We start from the raw sequence: 18,890 nt of genomic DNA on the forward strand, positions 1-18,890 counted from the left end.
TTAATGCTCGCGTGCGTGGTTGATGGTGTAGCGTGGGAATTCCACAACCAGATCTTCATCGGTCACCGCGGCCTGGCAGCTCAGACGGCTGTCTGGCTCCAGACCCCATGCTTTATCCAGCATGTCGTCTTCGTCTTCGGTGCTCTCGGCGAGAGAGTCGAAACCTTCACGCACGATGCAGTGGCAGGTGGTGCAGGCACAGGATTTTTCACAGGCGTGTTCCACTTCGATACCTGCACGCAGGGCAACATCGAGAATGGTTTCACCGGTCTTCGCTTCCAGAACAGCGCCATCCGGACAGAGGTCCGCATGAGGCAAAATAACAATCTTTGGCATATTAAACCTCGTCCACGGACTGGCCTTTCAGCGCGACGCGGACAGATTTGTCCATGCGGCGAGCAGCGAAGTCCTGGGTTTGTTTATCAACGTTTTTAATGGCTTCTTCTATTGCGTCAGCGTCATTGCCTTCGGCGACTGCGCGTAAGCGCGCGGCAGCCTCGTCAATCACCTGACGCTCGGCGGCGCTTAACAGCGCGGCATCGGCAGCGAGCGCCCCGTTCAGACTTTCCAGCACGCGTGCGGCTTCAACTTTCTGCTCAGCCAGCATACGCGCCTTCACATCCTGCTCGGCGTAGCTCATTGAATCCTGGATCATGGAGGCGATTTCGCCATCGGTCAGGCCGTAGGACGGCTTCACCTGGATGGACGACTCCACGCCGGTCGATTTTTCCATCGCCGTGACGCTCAGCAGGCCGTCCGCATCTACTTGGAAGGTCACGCGGATATGCGCCCCGCCAGCTGGCAGCGCCGGGATGCCGCGCAGCGCAAAGCGCGCCAGAGAGCGGCAGTCCTGCACCAGTTCGCGCTCGCCCTGCATCACGTGGATGGACATCGCGGTCTGGCCGTCTTTGAAGGTGGTGAACTCCTGCGCACGCGCCACCGGAATGGTGGTGTTACGCGGGATCACTTTCTCCACCAGGCCGCCCATGGTTTCTAAACCGAGAGACAGCGGGATGACGTCCAGCAGCAGCATTTCACTGTCCGGCTTGTTGCCAACCAGAATATCGGCCTGGATAGCGGCGCCGACGGCAACCACTTTGTCCGGGTCGATGGAGGTCAGCGGCGTGCGGCCAAAGAATTCGCCCACGCGCTCGCGCACCAGCGGCACGCGCGTTGAGCCGCCCACCATGACCACTTCCAGCACCTCGTCAGCCTCCACGCCCGCATCCTTCAATGCGCGACGGCAGGCCAGCAGGGTGCGTTTAACCAGAGGCGCAATCAGCTCGCTGAACTGGTCGCGGGTGATTTCACCCTGCCAGCCTGCGACATTAACGCTGACCGACTGCGCATCGCTCAGCGCAATTTTGGCGTCGATGGCCGCATCCAGCAGTTCGCGCTGAACGCGCGCATCGCTGCGATCGCTGATGCCCGCCTGATCGCGGATGTAGTCCGCCAGCAGATGGTCGAAATCATCGCCGCCGAGCGCGGAATCCCCGCCGGTCGCCAGCACTTCAAACACGCCGCGGCTCAGGCGCAGGATAGAAATATCAAAGGTACCGCCGCCGAGGTCGTAAACCGCAATCACCCCTTCCTGACCGGAGTCGAGGCCGTAGGCAATCGCCGCCGCCGTCGGTTCGTTCAGCAGGCGCAGCACGTGCAGGCCCGCCAGACGCGCGGCGTCTTTGGTGCCCTGTCGCTGTGCGTCGTCAAAATAGGCCGGAACGGTGATCACTACGCCGTCCAGATCGCCGCCAAGCGTCGCCGTCGCGCGCGCCGCCAGCGCTTTGAGGATGTCAGCAGACACGCGAATTGGGTTCAGCAGGCCGGCCACGGTCGCGATCATCGGCAGGCCGTTTTCACTGGCCTGCAGCTGATACGGCAGGTGCGGGTAGCGGGTCTGGATATCGGCCAGCGAGCGGCCCATCATGCGCTTTACGGAGCTGATGGTGTTGGCCGGATCGCGCGCGGCGTTGGCGCGGGCGTCATAGCCGACCGCGTGACCCTGCTGCTGGTAGTGGACCACGGAAGGCAGCAGATGGCGGCCCTGCTCGTCGGCCAGCGTTTCCGCCTGGCCGCTGCGCACGGTCGCCACGAGGGAATTGGTGGTGCCCAGGTCAATACCGACCGCCAGACGACGCTGGTGCGGTGCGGCGCTTAAGCCAGGCTCACTAATTTGTAATAAGGCCATAATTGCTTCCGAAATTAAAAATCGAGCAGCTTTTCTTCGAGTTGTTCAGCGCTGCTTCGCAGTTTATCGAGAAAACGGAGTTTGCGCACAGTGTCTGCCGCCACGTCCCAGGTCTCGTTGTTCAGTTGCTCCACCATCTGCTGATGGCGGGTATCGAACATGCCCTTCACGCGCGTGATAAAACGTTCCAGACGCGCTTCGTCTTTGGCCTGTTCAATCTCATCCAGCTCTTCGCGCAGCTCCAGCTGTTCCATCAGAAACGCGGTGTCGCGCACGGTGTGCTGTTCGCTCGCCAGATCGAAGCCGTGGAGCGAGAGCAGATATTCTGCACGCGCCAGCGGATGGCGCAGCGTCTGCCAGGCCTGGTTGATGGTCGCGGAGTGCGATACCGCAGCCAGCTGCTCTGCCTGCGTCCCGCTGGCGAATTTATCCGGATGATACTGACGCTGCAGATCCTGAAAACGGACCGTCAGCGCCTGAAGATCGATCGGGTATTGAGCGGGTAGTCCGAAGAGAGTGAAGTAATCCATAACAATCTCAGGGGTAGCCTGTTAGAACAAACCCCACGCGCAGCAAAGCCACGGTGGGGTTTCGGATGACGCGCGGTTAAACGTGGAAGCTTTCGCCGCAACCACACTCGTCTTTGACGTTCGGGTTCGTGAATTTGAACCCTTCGTTCAGGCCTTCTTTTACGAAGTCCAACTGAGTGCCGTTGAGAAATTGCAGGCTTTTGCCATCGACCACCACCTTCACGCCCTTGTCTTCAAACACGGTGTCATCAGACGCCGGCTCGTCAACAAACTCCAGTACGTAAGCCATACCAGAACAGCCGGAGGTACGTACGCCCAGTCGCAGGCCAAAGCCTTTACCACGGTTCGCCAGAAAAGAGCTTACTCGCGCGGCAGCGCTGTCGCTAAGGGTAATCGACATACTCAAACCTCAATTATTTTGCTTCACGTTTGCTTTTGTAATCCGCAATGGCGGCTTTGATCGCGTCTTCTGCCAGAATTGAACAGTGAATTTTCACCGGCGGCAGTTCGAGTTCTTCAGCAATATCCGTGTTCTTAATTGCCTGTGCTTCGTCCAGAGACTTGCCCTTCACCCACTCGGTGACCAGGGAGCTGGACGCAATTGCAGAACCGCAGCCGTAGGTCTTGAAGCGCGCGTCTTCAATGATACCTGCATTGTTGACTTTAATCTGCAACTTCATTACGTCGCCACACGCCGGCGCACCAACCATGCCGCTACCGACAGATTCATCGCTGTTGTCAAAAGAGCCAACGTTGCGCGGGTTCTCGTAATGATCGATAACTTTTTCGCTGTATGCCATGATTGAATTCTCCTTATATACCGATTAGTGATGTGACCATTCAATGCTGTTCAGATCCACGCCCTGCTTGAACATTTCCCACAGTGGAGAAAGGTCGCGCAGACGGCCAATGGAGTTACGAACCAGCTTGATGGTGTAGTCAATCTCTTCTTCGGTAGTGAAACGACCTAAAGAGAAACGGATAGAGCTGTGTGCCAGCTCGTCAGTCATACCCAGCGCGCGCAGCACGTAGGATGGCTCCAGGCTTGCAGACGTACAGGCAGAACCGGAAGAAACGGCCAGGTCTTTCAGCGCCATGATCAGCGATTCGCCTTCAACATAGTTGAAGCTGACGTTGAGGATGTTCGGCGCGCCCTGCTCGAGATCGCCGTTCAGATACACTTCTTCCATATCTTTCACGCCGTCCCACAGACGGTTACGCAGCGTGCGCAGGCGCGCCATCTCGGTTTCCATCTCTTCTTTCGCAATGCGGTACGCTTCGCCCATGCCCACGATCTGGTGAACAGGCAGCGTACCGGAACGCATGCCGCGCTCGTGACCGCCGCCGTGCATCTGTGCCTCGATGCGGATACGTGGCTTACGACGAACGTACAGCGCGCCGATCCCTTTCGGGCCATAGATTTTGTGGCCGGAGAAGGACATCAGGTCTACTTTCAGCTGGCTGAGGTCGATAGGCAGTTTACCCACGCTCTGGGTCGCGTCCACGTGGTAGATGATACCGCGCGCGCGGCACATTTCGCCGATGGTGGCGATGTCCTGAACGACGCCGATTTCGTTATTAACGTGCATGATGGAGACCAGGATGGTGTCGTCACGCATCGCCGCTTCGAGCTCTTTCAGGTCAATAATACCGTTGCTCTGCGGCGCCAGATAGGTCACTTCGAAACCTTCACGCTCCAGCTGACGGCAGGTGTCCAGCACGGCTTTGTGTTCGGTTTTGCTGGTGATGATGTGCTTGCCTTTTTTCTGATAAAAGTTGGCTGCACCTTTGATCGCCAGGTTGTCGGATTCGGTCGCACCGGAGGTGAAAACAATCTCACGCGGGTCGGCACCGACCAGGTCAGCAATCTGATTACGGGCGATATCAACCGCCTCTTCAGCATGCCAGCCAAAACGGTGTGAACGGGAAGCTGGGTTACCAAAGTTTCCGTCCAGGGTCAGACACTGCATCATTTTCTCGGCAACACGCGGGTCCACCGGCGTGGTTGCGGAGTAGTCGAGATAAATCGGTAATTTCATTGCTCTATAAACTCCGTACATCGCTTCAATGCAAGGAATCAGGCAACCGGCTGGATGTACGACCGAGTACGCGGGGTGTGACCACCCCGGCCTGATTCTGAAATACTTATCGTTTTATTACGCGCGTAATTTGACGTCGATAGCGTCCTGCGCGCGGGTGCTGCGTTGTGAATCATGGCTGTGCTGACGACCTGATACGTCCAGAACTTCCTGATTATTGACCAGTTCACCGAGGGTGATGTTGTTCAGGAAGCCGGTCAGACGGTCGCTCAGATCGCGCCACAGCGCGTGGGTCAGGCACTTATCGCCGCCCTGGCAGCCGCCTTTACCCTGGCAACGGGTTGCGTCAACGGATTCATCCACCGCGCTAATCACTTCGCCAACCGCAATACTGCCCGCGTCTTTACCCAGCAGATAACCGCCGCCCGGGCCACGAACGCTGGACACCAGTCCATTTTTACGCAGTCTGGAGAACAGCTGTTCCAGGTAAGAGAGGGAGATCCCTTGTCGTTCAGAAATATCAGCCAACGGAACCGGGCCCGCTTCGGAGTTGAGCGCAACGTCCAGCATCGCGGTCACGGCATAACGCCCTTTAGATGTCAGTCTCATGTCTTACTTAACCTCAAACTCGCCCCTGCCCGGGGTTTTTTATTGTAAAATGGGGGTATTGCATAGCAGGGCCAAGTCTGACATTCCTGACTAAAATGGTCAACTATTTACTTGACTGTTTTAGTCAGGTATTTAACCTTCTGTGCCTTCATAATATAGGTGCGGCCTGATGCCCTCACCCCAACCCTCTCCCACGGGGAGAGGGGGAAATCGGCACTACTCTTTATTCTTCTGCTCAATCGACGCCAGAATTCCGCGCAGGATGTTCAGCTCCTGGCTTTCCGGACGCGCGCGGGTAAACATGCGGCGCAGCTTATTCATCACCTGGCCAGGGTGGCCTTCACGGATGAAGCCGGTAGCGAGCAGCGTCTGCTCCAGGTGACCGTAGAAACGCTCAAGGTCGTCCACCAGCGGGTAGGCCGTCTCTTCTTTCGGTTCTGCCTGCTTCTCCTGCGTCGCCAGCCAGGCCATGCGCACTTCGTAGGCGATTACCTGCACCGCCATTGCCAGGTTCAGCGAGCTGTATTCCGGGTTGGCGGCAATTGCCACGTGGTAGTGGCACTTCTGCAGTTCGTCGTTGGTCAGGCCAACGCGCTCGCGGCCAAACACCAGCGCAACCGGCGCCTGCTCTGCTTCTGAGACGCTTTTCAGGCCGCATTCGCGCGGATCCAGCATCGGCCACGGCAGCGTGCGTGAACGCGCGCTGGTGCCGACAACGAGGCTGCAGCCGGCCAGCGCTTCGTCGAGGGTATCAACGATCTGCGCATTACCGATCACGTCGCTGGCCCCGGCCGCCAGGGCGATAGCCTGAGAGTCTGGTTTCACCAGCGGATTAACCAGCCACAGGTTCGTTAAGCCCATGGTTTTCATAGCGCGGGCAACGGAGCCCATGTTGCCGGTGTGCGATGTTTCGACCAGCACGATTCGAATGTTTTGCAGCATAATTTTTAGATGTCTGGGTTCAGTGTCTGAAGAATATTCGGGCATATTATCATAAACGGGAGACATAATCCGATCCCGCTGCTATACTCTGCGCCGATTTTCCTGTTCTTTAACATCCAGTGAGAGAGACCGATGCATCCGATGCTGACCATCGCCGTGCGCGCAGCGCGCAAGGCGGGTAATGTAATTGCCAAACACTACGAAACGCCAGACTCCGTAGAAACCAGCCAGAAAGGCAGCAATGATTTCGTGACTAACGTCGATAAAGCCGCAGAAGCGATTATTATCGAAACGATCCGCAAATCTTACCCGCAGCACACCATCATCACCGAAGAAAGCGGTGAACATGAAGGTACCGATCAGGATGTTCAATGGGTTATCGATCCACTGGATGGCACCACCAACTTCGTTAAACGCCTGCCACACTTCTCTGTGTCAATCGCAGTACGCATTAAAGGCCGTACTGAAGTCGCCGTTGTTTACGATCCAATGCGTAACGAACTGTTCACCGCGACCCGCGGTCAGGGCGCACAGCTGAACGGCTACCGTCTGCGCTGCAGCAATGCACGCGATCTGGACGGCACCATCCTGGCGACCGGCTTCCCATTCAAGGCGAAGCAGCACGCAACCACCTATATGAATATCCTGGGCAAGCTGTTCACCGAATGCGCGGACTTCCGTCGCACCGGCTCTGCTGCGCTGGATCTGGCCTACGTGGCAACCGGCCGCGTTGACGGTTACTTCGAACTGTCACTGAAGCCGTGGGACTTCGCTGCGGGCGAGCTGATCGCACGTGAAGCAGGCGCGATTGTTTGCGACTTCACCGGCGGCCACAACTACATGACCACCGGCAACATCGTTGCGGGTAACCCACGCGTTGTTAAAGCCATGCTGGCCAACATGCGTGACGAGCTGAGCGATGCGCTGAAGCGTTAATCTCCTCATCTCAGCCCTCTCCCCAAAGGGGAGAGGGTGCTAAACGGCGCCGCGCTCATCCACATCGTTACCGCCGCCACCAGCAGAATCACTCCCCCCGCCAGCGCGAGCGTTGTCCATCCTACCTGCCGCCACAGTACCGGCGTTTTATTGCCGCTGAGTTTTACCGCAAGCTGACGGAAGCTGTGAACCAGCAACGCCAAAGACGAAATGGTGAGAGAGGTTCCTGCCGCCATCGCCAGCGCCGAGAGCATGCCCCAGCCGAACACGCCAATCACTTTACTGAACAGCAGCACCATGATTGCCCCCGAGCACGGGCGCATCCCCATAGAGAGAACTATCATCAGCCGCGCGCGCCAGTCGTCACCGCTCTGTAATTGTTCCTGCGTCGGCAGATGCTGATGCCCGCAGCCGCAGTGTTCATCATGAACGTGGTGCGGCGTAAAGGTTTTGAATTTGGGCTTTTGCAGCAGCGCGCGCAGCTTTTTCAGCGCCCGCCAGCAGAGGATCAGCCCCAGCACGCCGACCAGCGCATAGCTGCCCTTCTCCAGCCAGAAGCTGCTCAGGTGCAGCTGGCGCGCGGGAAGCTGTAATAGCGAAAGCACAACCACCACCAGCGCAATCGCCACGCCCCCCTGAAGCAGCGAAGAGGCCAGCGTCAGGCCAATGCTTGATTTCAGCTTCGACGGATGGGTGGCAAGCCAGGTGGTGATGACGATTTTGCCGTGCCCCGGCCCCAGCGCGTGCAGCACGCCATAGATAAAGCTGAACGCCAGCAGAGAACCGCCCGCTTTGGTCGGGTTCTCCGCCACCGCCTTCAGCAGCCCGCTCATCTGCTGGTTGACCTCACGCTGCCAGACGATGCTTTTCATCATCACCTGCGGCCAGGCCTGCCACAGCCAGAGCGAACCGCAAACGGCGAGCAGTAGAAAAAGCGCCAGCGGCCAGAGGTGCAGCCAGCGGCGCGGCTTTCGTACCGGAGAGGATATCACTGACATTGTAACGTTACCTTCTGCGCAAACTGTTTACCCAGTTCCATGTCCTCCGGTGGGGCATCCTCTTTATCAAGAGAGACAGCAAAATTCAGCGTCTCTTCGCTGGGCTTCGGGGTGTGAACCGTAATGTTGCAGGTTTTTTGCAACGACGCAGGAAGCTGCACGTCGCTGTCCTCGGCGTAGCTCATATCGACGTAGTACGTTGGATCAAAGGTAGAAAACGTATAGGTTTGTCCTGCCAGCGGCTGCGGATGCGCCAGTGGAAGCACGAACGTCAGCACCGCCTGATGTCCGTCGCGGGACATGCCGTATTCTGTCGGGCGATTGAGGAACTTCACCTTTTGTCCGTTATGCCAGAACTCGGTGAAGTAGTGCTGCCCGAGCACGTTGGCCATCACTTCTGCCGCCAGCTTTTTCCAGATTTCGTCGCCCGGCTTCGCGTTACCCGCATCATAAAGCAGATCCGCCGAGGTGATTTCATCCATCGTCCAGCGCATTTTCAGGCCGCTCAGCTGCGTGCCGTCGGTGACCAGCTCGGTTTTCAGGCTGATAAAACTGTGAGGATGTGCGCTGGCGGTAAAGGTGATAACCGCCAAAAATAACGCCATCGCATTTTGTTTAACTGTCTGCATCAATTCCTCACGTCAAAAATTCTGTGATGTTCCCCAGCAATCCTGAGTGAAAGGCCTGCCGGCGCGCTTTTCAGCGCCCATCCTTTAGCTATTCTTATCAAACATTCACACTGGATACCCGACAGATGATGACGACGCTTGAAATTCCATCTGTGCTTTCCAGTTCGCAGCGCCGCTGCCAGGTGCTTTTGATGCTTTACCTGCCCGATGCTGCCGTCACCGCACAGAGCATAATCGCTGCCAACGGCGTGGACGAGGTCATGGCACGGCAAGATATAGCCGAGACGCGCGATGAAATCCAGCGCTATCACCGGCTGGATATCGTCACGCACCATGACGGTAGCTACCGAATTGAAGGCACTGCCCTGAATCAGCGTTTATGTCTGCTGCACTGGCTGCGCAGGGCGCTCCGCCTTTGTCCGCAGTTTGTCTCGCACCAGTTTACCCCAGCCTTAAAAACTGCGCTTAAACAGCACGGCATCGCGCGGCCGCTCTACGACGATGCTAATCTGCGGGCGCTGATCGGCTTCTGCTCACGCAAGCTGCAGCGTCAGTTTGAATGCCGGGACGTCCAGTTCTTACAGCTCTACTTGCAATACTGCCTCATCCAGCACCACTTAGGGAATACGCCGCAGTTTTCCCACGCGCAGCGCAGCTGGACCCAGTCGCGGGGAGAGTATTTTACGGCGCAGGAGATTGTTCGTCACTGGAAGCGGCGCGTGCCGCAGGGCGCGCACGTGGACGAGCAGCTGTTTCTGGCGCTGCTGTTTATGATGCTCCGCACGCCCGATCCGGTGCTTGATAAACACCAGCAGGATCAGCGCCTCCGCCGCGCCATTGTGCGCATGGTGGCCCGTTTCCGCTCCCAGACCGGGATGAACTTCAGCGATGAGCAGGGGCTGACCGATCAGCTGTATATCCATCTGGCTCAGGCGCTGGACCGCTCGCTGTTTGAGATCGGCATCGACAATAGCCTGCCTGAGGAAATTCACCGTCTCTATCCCCGGCTGTTACGCACCACGAAAGAGGCACTCTTTGAGCTGGAAGCCGAATTTGGGCTGCGGTTCTCCGATGAAGAGATGGCGCTGGTAGCGGTTATTTTCGGCGCCTGGCTGATGCAGGAGACCGATCTGCATGAAAAACAGGTAGTGCTGCTGACCGGGGAGGATAAATCCTGTGAGGAGGTGATTGAACAGCAGCTGCGCGAATTAACCCTGCTGCCGCTCAACATTCGCTATCTGACGCTGCAGGCGTTCCAGAAAGAGGGGGCACCGCGCGAAGCCGCGCTGGTTGTCACCCCCTATCCTACCGTGCTGCCGCTGTTCTCGCCGCCGCTGATCCACGCGGTTGAATCACTTAACGCGCAGCAGCAGGAACATATTCGCGCCATGCTGGAATCGTAATCAGGCGCGCGCGGCCACTTTCGGTCGAACAAACATCGCCGGGAGCGCCACCAGCGCCATGACCCAGAACACGCCGTGTCCCAGATGCTGATACAGAAAGCCCGCAAAGACCGTCATCACCGCAATGCTGCCGCCCATCGCCACCGCAGAGTAGACCGCCTGCAGACGGATCACGTCCCCGCCCTCGCGCGCCGCGATATAGCGCATCGCCGCCAGGTGGCACACGGTGAAGGTGCCGCAGTGAAGGATCTGCGCCATAATCAGCCACGGCAGTTCGGTCGTCCAGCCCATAATCCCCCAGCGCGCCACGCCGCAGACCGCGGAAAGCAGCAGCAGATCGCGCGCGCCGAAGCGGCGGAACAGCTTTTTGCTGAGGGCGAAAATAATGACTTCTGCCACCACCCCCAGCGACCACAGGTAACCGACCGCTGAGGCCGAGTAGCCCGCCCCCTGCCAGTAGATGGCGCTGAAGCCATAGTACGCCGCATGCGCCCCCTGAAGCAGACAGACGCACGCCAGAAAACGCCAGCTCTGGGCCACCAGGCTCCGCCAGGCGGGCCAGCCGGCGCTCTCCTGATGGCGACTCTCCCCTTGCGGCATCACCGACGGGCGCAGCAGCATGCCCAGCAGCATCGAGGCAATACCGATACTCAGCAGCGCCAGAATCGCGCGGTAGTCGTAAAGGCTGACCAGTTTCCCCACCAGCGCAGAGCCGATCACGAAGGCAATCGATCCCCAGAGGCGCACACGGCCATAATCCATGGTGATCTGCTTTTGCCAGGTGTTCGCCAGCGCATCCGTCAGCGGCACCAGCGGGGAGAAGAACAGATTAAAGCCAACCATCACCACCATCAGCCAGGCAAACTGGTGGCTGACCCAGAAGCAGGCCGCGAAGACCAGCGTCAGCAGGGCCAGAATGCGCACCGCTTTAATCAATAAGGAGGGATCGCTGACGCGGGGGGCAATCAGCAGGCTTCCGAGGAAACGCGCCACCAGCCCCGCGCCCAGCAGGATGCCAATGGTTTCTGGCGTCAAACCAATTCCCTTAAGCCAGACGCTCCAGAAAGGCAGAAAAATACCGTAGCTAAAGAAGTAGGTGAAGTAGCTGAGCGCCAGCCAGCGCGTGGAATGCAAGACCATGAATCCCTCCCGAAATGGAGGCGATAGTCTGGCGTTTATCCTGCACTTTAGCAAGTCGTTAGCGCGCTATAAATTAACGATAAATTAACGTCATGGACAGCCGGTCGGCGTATGGCGTGAGCGGCAAAATTGTATTACGTTTAAAAGACATCGCCTGAAGAGGTCGTTTGCCATGAACAGCTTACGTTATTTCGATTTCGGCTCCTCACGCTCCTTCCTGCTATTGATTGCCCGAATTGCCATCGTTGTCCTGTTTATTATTTTTGGCTATCCCAAGCTGACGGGTTTTAGCGGCACCGTTCAGTATATGACGTCGCTCGGCGCCCCCATGCCGATGCTGGCGGCCATTATCGCCGTAGTAATGGAGGTTCCCGCCGCTATCCTGATCGTGCTCGGCTTTTTCACCCGCCCCCTCGCGGTGCTCTTTGTCTTCTATACGCTGGGCACGGCGATTATCGGTCACCACTACTGGGATATGACCGGAGATGCGGTTGTGCCGAATATGATTAATTTCTACAAGAACGTCAGTATTGCTGGCGCGTTTATTTTGCTGGCGATTGTGGGACCGGGGGCCATTTCCCTGGACCGACGTTAAGCCATAAAAAAAGGCCGCAAGCGCGGCCTTTTTTATTTCTGCAAAGCAGAGGAATTATGCGTATACCGGGAAGCGTGCGCAGATATCCAGAACTTTACCTTTGACGCGCTCGATAACCGCTTCGTCATTGATGTTGTCCAGAACGTCACACATCCAGCCAGCCAGCTCTTTCACTTCCGCTTCTTTAAAGCCGCGACGCGTCACGGCCGGAGAACCGATACGGATACCGGAGGTCACGAACGGGCTCTTCGGATCGTTTGGCACGCTGTTTTTGTTCACGGTGATGTTGGCGCGGCCCAGGGCAGCGTCAGCTTCTTTACCGGTCAGGTTCTTATCAACCAGGTCCAGCAGGAACAGGTGGTTTTCAGTCCCGCCGGATACCACTTTGTAGCCACGGTTCAGGAACACTTCCACCATCGCTTTGGCGTTCTTAGCAACCTGCTGCTGATACACCTTGAACTCTGGCTCCATCGCTTCTTTCAGCGCGACCGCTTTTGCGGCGATAACGTGCATCAGCGGGCCGCCCTGCGCGCTTGGGAACACAGCAGAGTTCAGTTTTTTGTACAGCTCTTCGTCACCGCCTTTCGCCAGGATCAGGCCACCGCGTGGACCCGCCAGGGTTTTGTGAGTAGTGGTGGTCACAACGTGAGCGTGAGGAACCGGGTTCGGGTAAACGCCTGCGGCGATAAGGCCCGCAACGTGCGCCATGTCAACGAACAGGTACGCGCCGATGCTGTCTGCGATTTCACGCATTTTTGCCCAGTCAACGATACCGGAGTAAGCAGAGAAGCCACCGATGATCATCTTCGGCTTGTGCTCTTTAGCCTGCTTAGCCATGTCTTCGTAGTCAATTTTACCGGACTCATCAATACCGTAAGGAATGATGTTGTACAGTTTGCCGGAGAAGTTAACCGGGGAGCCGTGAGTCAGGTGGCCGCCCTGCGCCAGGTTCATACCCAGAACGGTATCGCCCGGCTGCAGCAGCGCGGTGTAAACAGCGAAGTTAGCCTGAGAGCCGGAGTGCGGCTGAACGTTCGCGTAGTCAGCGCCGAAGAGTGCTTTCGCACGGTCGATCGCCAGCTGCTCGACGATATCAACGTATTCGCAACCGCCGTAGTAGCGCTTGCCCGGGTAACCTTCAGCGTATTTGTTGGTCAGCTGAGAGCCCTGCGCCTGCATCACGCGCGGGCTGGTGTAGTTTTCGGAGGCGATCAGTTCGATGTGCTCTTCCTGACGTACTTTTTCCTGCTCCATAGCCTGCCACAGTTCGGCATCATAATCGGCAATGTTCATTTCACGCTTTAACATCCGCATCTCCTGACTCAGCTAACAAGTAAATTTTGGCCTGAAAAGGCAGTCCTGTTGGACGACGGGCAACAGTATAACTGAATAGTTCTGTGATAACAGGTCTTGACAAACGATTTTACGCAAACGTTTTCCTTCACGCCACGCAAGGGTTTGAGGAATAAAGATCTCACTATTTCCAGCGGATTTCTTTTCAGGTTTGTGATGCGTATTTTTCATCTTGCAAAGAACCATTTACAAAGCATGGGTATTTTTTATAAGATGCATTTAAAATACATCATTAGGTAATATCAGAAGGAAGCTGCCATGCTCGACGCTCAAACCATCGCTACCGTTAAAGCCACCATTCCCCTGCTGGTGGAAACCGGTCCTAAACTTACCGCCCATTTCTACGATCGCATGTTCACGCACAATCCGGAGCTCAAAGAGATTTTCAATATGAGCAACCAGCGTAACGGCGATCAGCGTGAAGCGCTTTTCAACGCCATCGCGGCGTACGCCAGCAATATTGAAAACCTGGCAGCGTTGCTGCCCGCGGTGGAAAAAATCGCGCAGAAGCACACCAGCTTCCAGATCCAACCCGAGCAGTACAACATCGTCGGCACTCACCTGCTGGCAACGCTGGACGAAATGTTCAGCCCGGGCCAGGAGGTGCTGGACGCCTGGGGTAAAGCCTACGGCGTGCTGGCAAACGTGTTTATCAACCGTGAAGCGCAGATCTACAGCGAAAACGCCAGCAAGAACGGCGGCTGGGAAGGAACGCGCGCCTTCCGTATCGTCGAGAAAACGCCGCGCAGCGCGCTTATCACCAGTTTTGAATTTGAGCCGGTTGACGGCCAGCCGGTGGCCGATTACCAGCCGGGCCAGTATCTGGGCGTATGGCTGAAGCCTGAAGGCTTCCCGCACCAGGAGATCCGCCAGTACTCTCTGACCCGCAAACCAAACGGTAAAGGCTACCGCATTGCGGTGAAGCGCGAGGACGGCGGTCAGGTATCCAACTGGCTGCATAACGAAGCGAGCGTGGGCGACGTGGTTCATCTGGCCGCGCCGGCGGGCGACTTCTTTATGGCCATTGAAACCAATACCCCGGTCACGCTGATCTCCGCGGGCGTAGGCCAAACGCCAATGCTGGCGATGCTGGATACGCTGGCGAAAGCCAACCACAGCGCGCAGGTTAACTGGTTCCACGCAGCGGAGAACGGCGACGTGCACGCCTTTGCGGATGAAGTGAAAGCGCTGGGAGCGACCCTGCCGCGTTTCACCGCGCATACCTGGTATCGCCTGCCGACGGAGGCAGACCGCACTGCCGCACGCTTTGACAGCGAAGGACTGATGAATTTAAGCCAGATGGAAGGGGCGTTTAGCGCGCCGGAAATGCAGTTCTACGTCTGTGGACCCGTGGCGTTTATGCAGTATGCCGCGAAGCAGCTGGTTGAGCTGGGCGTGAATAAAGACAACATTCATTACGAATGTTTCGGGCCGCATAAGGTGCTGTAACGCAAAAAGCCCCTCGTTTGAGGGGCTTTTTTTTCGCCGGGTGGCAAATGGTTAAATCGCGGCGTCGTCTTCTTCGCCGGTACGGATACGGATCACGCGCGCCACGTCAAAGACGAAGATTTTCCCGTCGCCAATTTTGCCCGTCTGCGCCGTGCGGATAATGGTATCCACACAGGTATCGACGATATCGTCGCTGACCACGATTTCAATTTTCACTTTCGGCAGAAAGTCGACCATGTACTCTGCGCCACGATAAAGCTCGGTGTGGCCCTTCTGACGACCAAAACCTTTCACTTCCGTCACGGTCATCCCGGTGATGCCTACTTCCGCCAGCGCTTCACGTACATCATCCAGTTTGAAAGGTTTAATAATCGCATCAATCTTTTTCATGGTGGGTCCTTAAACTCTTGCCTGTAAGCTGCCTCGTAATCGATTGCTCACAGTACCATACGGCATTACTCTTTAAAATCGTTTGCTTCCAGCTCGTGGCGTGAGAGCAGCTTATAGAACTCGGTGCGGTTGCGTCCGGCCATCCGCGCCGCGTGGGTCACGTTGCCTTTGGTGATCTGCAGCAGCTTGCGCAGATAGTTCAGCTCGAACTGGTTACGCGCTTCCGCAAACGTCGGCAAGGCCGTGTTCTCTCCTTCCAGCGCCTGTTCCACCAGCGCGTCGCTGATAACGGGCGAGGACGTCAGCGCCACGCACTGCTCAATCACGTTCACCAGCTGGCGCACGTTACCCGGCCAGCTGGCGGCCATCAGCCGTTTCATCGCATCAGTCGAAAAGGCGCGCACGAACGGTTTATGCCGATCTGCCGCCTGGCGCAGGAGGTGATTCGCCAGCAGCGGAATATCTTCCGCACGCTCCGCCAGCGCCGGGATCTTCAGGTTCACCACGTTCAGACGGTAGTAGAGATCTTCACGGAACTCGTTGCGGGCCATCACTTTGGGCAAGTCGCGGTGGGTGGCGGAAATGATTCGCACGTTAATATCTATATCGCGGTTGCTGCCCAACGGGCGCACTTTGCGCTCCTGAAGTACGCGCAACAGTTTGACCTGCAGCGGAGCAGGCATGTCGCCAATTTCGTCGAGGAACAGCGTGCCGCCTTCCGCGGCCTGGAACAGCCCCTCCCGGCTGCTTACTGCGCCGGTAAATGCGCCGCGGGCATGGCCAAAAAGTTCAGACTCAAGAAGCTGCTCTGGGAGGGCACCGCAGTTAATGGCGATAAAAGCATTTTTACTGCGCGGGCTGGCGTTGTGGATCGCCTGCGCCAGGATCTCTTTCCCGGTTCCGCTCTGGCCGTTAATCAACACGCTGACGTCTGACTGTGCGACCATTCGCGCCTGCTCAAGCAGACGCAGCATTATCGGGCTGCGGGTGACGATAGATTCACGCCATGCGTCGTCTCCGGAGGGCGCGGCGTGCTCCAGCGCGCTGTCGATAGCTTTGTAGAGCGCGTATTTATCTACCGGCTTGGTGAGGAAGCTGAACACGCCCTGCTGGGTTGCGGCGACGGCATCCGGGATTGATCCGTGCGCCGTCAGGATAATGACCGGCATGCCAGGCTGCTGCTTCTGGATTTCGGCGAACAGCTGCATGCCATCCATTTCGTCCATCCGCAGGTCGCTGATCACCAGGTCAATCTTTTCGCGGCTGAGGACTTTAAGCCCCTCCTGCCCGCTTTCCGCGGTCACCACGGTGTAGCCTTCACTCACCAGACGCATCCCCAGCAGCTTTAAAAGGCCGGGATCGTCATCCACCAGTAAAAGATGGGCTGGTTTACGGCTCGTCATGCTTCACATCCTCTTGTTTCGGCATATCGCTGTCCGGCGCAGCAGATGAACTACCAGGCTGATATTTACGCGACGAGAGCTGTCTTTCGATATCGGTCAGGTTTTCCAGCTTTCGCGTCGTGGTATCCAGCTGAGTACGTAAATGCTGTTGCTGTTGGCGCAGCGTATCCAGCTCGTTGTCGGTTGACTGCTGTAGCTTGCTGTAGCGGGAGCGCTCTTCAGACAGCTGCAGCTGTAACGTCTGCCCATCCCGCCAGAGCTGGTATACCGGGCGCACCTGTGCGGGAAGATTGATCACAAACGTGTCCAGACGGGTCACGTTGGCCCGACGCTCAACGGGGGTAATTTTCGCATCGGCCAGTAAAATCCCACGCTTGAAAGCGTCCTGCCAGGTGTCTACATCCAGCATCGCCGCCTTCATGCGGGCGTCTACCGGCGCAAGCCGCTGGGCGCAATCTATTCCACGCAGCCAGAACAGCGGATTATTTTCGACATCATGCCCTGACAGATTCCAGATATCCTCACAGCGGGTAGAGAGGAAATCCGCCAGCTGGTTATCGGGCCATTTGTCTTCCTGTTTACCGCTTATCGCACTTTGCGGCGCATGGGAAACGCACCCCGCCAGAACTAAACAGGGCAGACTCAGGCGACCCGCTTTGCTGGAAAACACCGCGCGTATGGCGCGGAAAAAGACGTGTGACATACTCACCAGATATAGATTCATTTTATTAATTTTTCCGGCTCAGGGGCAGTTCAATACGGAAGCAAACATCTGAACGTTCGTCCGTGGCAATGTTTAGCTCACCCTGCATGCGTCGTATGCAGTCCCGGGCAATGCTTAATCCCAGACCGCTTCCTTTTACCGCGCCTTTCCGCTGATGACTCCCCTGGAAAAAGGGTTCGAAGATCATGGTTTTTTCGTCATCGGGGATCGGGGTGCCGGTGTTTGCGACGTCAATAAACACCCGGGAGCCCTTCGTATAACTTCGGATATAAATGTTACCGGATTCAGTACCATAGTGCACCGCATTGGAGTAAAGATTATCCAGAACGCTCATTAATAGCATGGGTTCAGCCAGGCAGGTCGGCGCATTCAGCTCCACCCCGGTATGCATCATTTTAGCTCTTGCCGGCAAGCTATGGGCGGAGATCACCATATCCACCAGTGGCTCAATCTCCACCTCTTCCAGTACCACCGTCCCGTCAGCCAGCTTGCGGTTATAATCCAGAAGCTGCTCGATCAGCTTTTGCAGGTTGCGGCTGCTGGCGTCCAGAATTTCGACAATCTCTTTCTGCTCCGGCGTAAGCGGCCCTGCCACCTCGTCCGCCAGCAGCTCCGTTCCTTCACGCATGCTGGCCAGCGGGGTTTTCAGCTCATGGGAAATATGGCGCAGGAACTGATGACGCTGGGATTCCAGCCACGCCAGGCGCTCGGATAGCCAGATAATGCGCTGACCGACGGATCGCAGCTCGCGCGGGCCTTTAAAGGCAACCGTATCCCCGAGCGATTTCCCCTCCCCCAGGCGGTTGATCATACGCTGAATACCCTTCACCGGGCCGATGATCATGCGGGTAAAGAGCAGCACCAGCCCGAGGCTCACCAGGAACAGCACCAGCGCCTGCCAGCCGAAGAACTGGCCGCGCTCGGCAATCTCCTGCTGCAGCTGCTGGCCGCGAGAGAAAATGACCGTGCGCGTTGACTGCACCATTTCGGTATTGGCGGCGGCGAATGCCTCAAGGCGCGCGGCGGCAGCCGCATCCGGGCCGCTGTTCTGGCACTGCAGCTGCGCGAGATCGTTCAGATCCTGACGTAACGCCTGATACAGCCTGTCGTCCGGCAGCACGCCCGCGTGGGCATCCAGCATTTCGCTGTAGCGCTTGCGCTGGCTCTGGTACACCTTCTCCAGCGTCCGATCGTCGAGCACGCAGTACTGACGATAGCTACGCTCCATCTCCAGCGCGGCGTTGGTCATCGCTTCACTGCGTCTGGCATCGATAAGCGTGGTGCGGTTCGTCAGTGCCGCCTGGGCACTCAGCGCGTTGAGGCTCTGCCATGCCTGCCAGGCGAGGATCAGCAGCGGCAGCAGGATCAGCAGAAAGGCCATCATCACGAGCTGTCGCAGGGAGCGGGGAAAAACGGGCCAGCGTTTCAACGCATTACTCTCTTCATGGGGGTTTACGGAGAGCGTAACTGAGTCTGCCCTTCAGATACAACAAAGCCGGGTAAAAACCCGGCTTTGTTATGGAATAAGGCGGTGCCTAACTCGACGTTTCGCCCTGGCCTGA

General features: G+C 57.2%; 20 protein-coding genes. 4 read left to right on the forward strand and 16 right to left on the reverse strand.

Annotation, left to right across the window (positions count from 1 at the left end; genetic code table 11):
• From fdx to trmJ, 8 genes are all read right to left on the reverse strand, one after another.
• Complete coding sequence (fdx, locus tag AC2FAJ_RS18845) at positions 1-336, reverse strand: ISC system 2Fe-2S type ferredoxin (RefSeq protein ID WP_003860652.1); 336 nt, start codon at positions 334-336, stop codon at positions 1-3.
• 1 nt (position 337) lies between these two features.
• A complete protein-coding gene (gene hscA / locus AC2FAJ_RS18850; protein ID WP_041908703.1) occupies positions 338-2,188 on the reverse strand; it encodes a Fe-S protein assembly chaperone HscA in 1,851 nt (616 codons plus the stop codon).
• Between the two features lie 14 nt (positions 2,189-2,202).
• A complete protein-coding gene (hscB, locus tag AC2FAJ_RS18855) occupies positions 2,203-2,718 on the reverse strand; it encodes a co-chaperone HscB (RefSeq protein ID WP_045260178.1) in 516 nt (171 codons plus the stop codon).
• 76 nt (positions 2,719-2,794) lie between these two features.
• Complete coding sequence (gene iscA, locus AC2FAJ_RS18860) at positions 2,795-3,118, reverse strand: iron-sulfur cluster assembly protein IscA (RefSeq protein ID WP_003860659.1); 324 nt, start codon at positions 3,116-3,118, stop codon at positions 2,795-2,797.
• A gap of 13 nt (positions 3,119-3,131) precedes the next feature.
• The gene (iscU, locus tag AC2FAJ_RS18865; RefSeq protein ID WP_485454404.1) at positions 3,132-3,518 is read right to left on the reverse strand and encodes a Fe-S cluster assembly scaffold IscU; all 387 of its coding nucleotides are present in this window, start codon (positions 3,516-3,518) and stop codon (positions 3,132-3,134) included.
• Positions 3,519-3,542: 24 nt separating this feature from the next.
• The gene (gene iscS / locus AC2FAJ_RS18870; RefSeq protein WP_003860663.1) at positions 3,543-4,757 is read right to left on the reverse strand and encodes a cysteine desulfurase; all 1,215 of its coding nucleotides are present in this window, start codon (positions 4,755-4,757) and stop codon (positions 3,543-3,545) included.
• A 117-nt stretch (positions 4,758-4,874) separates the two neighbouring features.
• Positions 4,875-5,366, reverse strand: coding sequence for a Fe-S cluster assembly transcriptional regulator IscR (gene iscR / locus AC2FAJ_RS18875; RefSeq protein WP_008502158.1), 492 nt, complete (start codon positions 5,364-5,366; stop codon positions 4,875-4,877).
• Between the two features lie 216 nt (positions 5,367-5,582).
• Complete coding sequence (gene trmJ, locus AC2FAJ_RS18880; RefSeq protein WP_028014076.1) at positions 5,583-6,308, reverse strand: tRNA (cytosine(32)/uridine(32)-2'-O)-methyltransferase TrmJ; 726 nt, start codon at positions 6,306-6,308, stop codon at positions 5,583-5,585.
• A 132-nt stretch (positions 6,309-6,440) separates the two neighbouring features.
• Here trmJ and suhB point away from each other — a divergent pair, with 132 nt between their 5' ends.
• Complete coding sequence (gene suhB / locus AC2FAJ_RS18885; protein ID WP_028014077.1) at positions 6,441-7,244, forward strand: inositol-1-monophosphatase; 804 nt, start codon at positions 6,441-6,443, stop codon at positions 7,242-7,244.
• A 5-nt stretch (positions 7,245-7,249) separates the two neighbouring features.
• On the opposite strand, the gene AC2FAJ_RS18890 is transcribed toward suhB, so the two are convergent.
• Positions 7,250-8,242 carry a nickel/cobalt transporter gene (locus AC2FAJ_RS18890; RefSeq protein ID WP_485454405.1) on the reverse strand — a complete coding sequence of 331 codons (993 nt, stop codon included), beginning with the start codon at positions 8,240-8,242 and terminating at the stop codon, positions 7,250-7,252.
• Entirely contained in the window at positions 8,233-8,871 is a 639-nt protein-coding gene (locus AC2FAJ_RS18895; protein WP_028014079.1) for a DUF1007 family protein, read from the reverse strand. Before AC2FAJ_RS18895 ends, AC2FAJ_RS18890 begins: the two co-directional genes overlap by 10 nt.
• Before the next feature lie 125 nt (positions 8,872-8,996).
• On the opposite strand from AC2FAJ_RS18895, the gene csiE reads away from it, so the two are divergent.
• Complete coding sequence (gene csiE / locus AC2FAJ_RS18900; RefSeq protein ID WP_041908697.1) at positions 8,997-10,274, forward strand: stationary phase inducible protein CsiE; 1,278 nt, start codon at positions 8,997-8,999, stop codon at positions 10,272-10,274.
• Here the strand turns inward: csiE and AC2FAJ_RS18905 are convergent, their stop codons facing one another.
• Entirely contained in the window at positions 10,275-11,414 is a 1,140-nt protein-coding gene (locus AC2FAJ_RS18905) for a 3-phenylpropionate MFS transporter (RefSeq protein WP_028014081.1), read from the reverse strand.
• A 172-nt stretch (positions 11,415-11,586) separates the two neighbouring features.
• Here AC2FAJ_RS18905 and AC2FAJ_RS18910 point away from each other — a divergent pair, with 172 nt between their 5' ends.
• Positions 11,587-12,009 (forward strand): DoxX family protein, encoded by a 423-nt coding sequence (locus AC2FAJ_RS18910; RefSeq protein ID WP_028014082.1) that lies wholly within the window; start codon positions 11,587-11,589, stop codon positions 12,007-12,009.
• A 54-nt stretch (positions 12,010-12,063) separates the two neighbouring features.
• Here the strand turns inward: AC2FAJ_RS18910 and glyA are convergent, their stop codons facing one another.
• The gene (gene glyA, locus AC2FAJ_RS18915) at positions 12,064-13,317 is read right to left on the reverse strand and encodes a serine hydroxymethyltransferase (protein ID WP_025757663.1); all 1,254 of its coding nucleotides are present in this window, start codon (positions 13,315-13,317) and stop codon (positions 12,064-12,066) included.
• Positions 13,318-13,620: 303 nt separating this feature from the next.
• Between glyA and hmpA the strand changes: the two genes are divergently transcribed.
• Positions 13,621-14,811 (forward strand): NO-inducible flavohemoprotein, encoded by a 1,191-nt coding sequence (hmpA, locus tag AC2FAJ_RS18920; RefSeq protein WP_041908691.1) that lies wholly within the window; start codon positions 13,621-13,623, stop codon positions 14,809-14,811.
• A 51-nt stretch (positions 14,812-14,862) separates the two neighbouring features.
• Here the strand turns inward: hmpA and glnB are convergent, their stop codons facing one another.
• From glnB to qseE, 4 genes are all read right to left on the reverse strand, one after another.
• On the reverse strand, positions 14,863-15,201 hold the full coding sequence (glnB, locus tag AC2FAJ_RS18925; RefSeq protein WP_003860685.1) for a nitrogen regulatory protein P-II: 339 nt from the start codon (positions 15,199-15,201) through the stop codon (positions 14,863-14,865).
• A gap of 65 nt (positions 15,202-15,266) precedes the next feature.
• Positions 15,267-16,604 carry a two-component system response regulator GlrR gene (glrR, locus tag AC2FAJ_RS18930; protein WP_041908689.1) on the reverse strand — a complete coding sequence of 446 codons (1,338 nt, stop codon included), beginning with the start codon at positions 16,602-16,604 and terminating at the stop codon, positions 15,267-15,269.
• Complete coding sequence (qseG, locus tag AC2FAJ_RS18935) at positions 16,591-17,328, reverse strand: two-component system QseEF-associated lipoprotein QseG (RefSeq protein ID WP_485454406.1); 738 nt, start codon at positions 17,326-17,328, stop codon at positions 16,591-16,593. The genes glrR and qseG overlap by 14 nt, the downstream gene beginning before the upstream one ends.
• A 4-nt stretch (positions 17,329-17,332) precedes the next feature.
• The gene (gene qseE, locus AC2FAJ_RS18940; RefSeq protein WP_041908685.1) at positions 17,333-18,757 is read right to left on the reverse strand and encodes a two component system sensor histidine kinase QseE/GlrK; all 1,425 of its coding nucleotides are present in this window, start codon (positions 18,755-18,757) and stop codon (positions 17,333-17,335) included.
• Positions 18,758-18,890: the final 133 nt, after the last annotated feature.

The sequence above is a fragment of the Enterobacter cloacae complex sp. 385G4 genome (assembly GCF_057320665.1).

Excerpts from the sequence above, each read along its gene's own strand:
- fdx (WP_003860652.1), bottom strand. The coding sequence starts at position 336 with ATGCCAAAGATTGTTATTTTGCCTCATGCGGACCTCTGTCCGGATGGC.
- hscA (WP_041908703.1), bottom strand. The coding sequence starts at position 2,188 with ATGGCCTTATTACAAATTAGTGAGCCTGGCTTAAGCGCCGCACCGCAC.
- hscB (WP_045260178.1), bottom strand. The coding sequence starts at position 2,718 with ATGGATTACTTCACTCTCTTCGGACTACCCGCTCAATACCCGATCGAT.
- iscA (WP_003860659.1), bottom strand. The coding sequence starts at position 3,118 with ATGTCGATTACCCTTAGCGACAGCGCTGCCGCGCGAGTAAGCTCTTTT.
- iscU (WP_485454404.1), bottom strand. The coding sequence starts at position 3,518 with ATGGCATACAGCGAAAAAGTTATCGATCATTACGAGAACCCGCGCAAC.
- iscS (WP_003860663.1), bottom strand. The coding sequence starts at position 4,757 with ATGAAATTACCGATTTATCTCGACTACTCCGCAACCACGCCGGTGGAC.
- iscR (WP_008502158.1), bottom strand. The coding sequence starts at position 5,366 with ATGAGACTGACATCTAAAGGGCGTTATGCCGTGACCGCGATGCTGGAC.
- trmJ (WP_028014076.1), bottom strand. The coding sequence starts at position 6,308 with ATGCTGCAAAACATTCGAATCGTGCTGGTCGAAACATCGCACACCGGC.
- suhB (WP_028014077.1), top strand. The coding sequence starts at position 6,441 with ATGCATCCGATGCTGACCATCGCCGTGCGCGCAGCGCGCAAGGCGGGT.
- AC2FAJ_RS18890 (WP_485454405.1), bottom strand. The coding sequence starts at position 8,242 with ATGTCAGTGATATCCTCTCCGGTACGAAAGCCGCGCCGCTGGCTGCAC.
- AC2FAJ_RS18895 (WP_028014079.1), bottom strand. The coding sequence starts at position 8,871 with ATGCAGACAGTTAAACAAAATGCGATGGCGTTATTTTTGGCGGTTATC.
- csiE (WP_041908697.1), top strand. The coding sequence starts at position 8,997 with ATGATGACGACGCTTGAAATTCCATCTGTGCTTTCCAGTTCGCAGCGC.
- AC2FAJ_RS18905 (WP_028014081.1), bottom strand. The coding sequence starts at position 11,414 with ATGGTCTTGCATTCCACGCGCTGGCTGGCGCTCAGCTACTTCACCTAC.
- AC2FAJ_RS18910 (WP_028014082.1), top strand. The coding sequence starts at position 11,587 with ATGAACAGCTTACGTTATTTCGATTTCGGCTCCTCACGCTCCTTCCTG.
- glyA (WP_025757663.1), bottom strand. The coding sequence starts at position 13,317 with ATGTTAAAGCGTGAAATGAACATTGCCGATTATGATGCCGAACTGTGG.
- hmpA (WP_041908691.1), top strand. The coding sequence starts at position 13,621 with ATGCTCGACGCTCAAACCATCGCTACCGTTAAAGCCACCATTCCCCTG.
- glnB (WP_003860685.1), bottom strand. The coding sequence starts at position 15,201 with ATGAAAAAGATTGATGCGATTATTAAACCTTTCAAACTGGATGATGTA.
- glrR (WP_041908689.1), bottom strand. The coding sequence starts at position 16,604 with ATGACGAGCCGTAAACCAGCCCATCTTTTACTGGTGGATGACGATCCC.
- qseG (WP_485454406.1), bottom strand. The coding sequence starts at position 17,328 with ATGAATCTATATCTGGTGAGTATGTCACACGTCTTTTTCCGCGCCATA.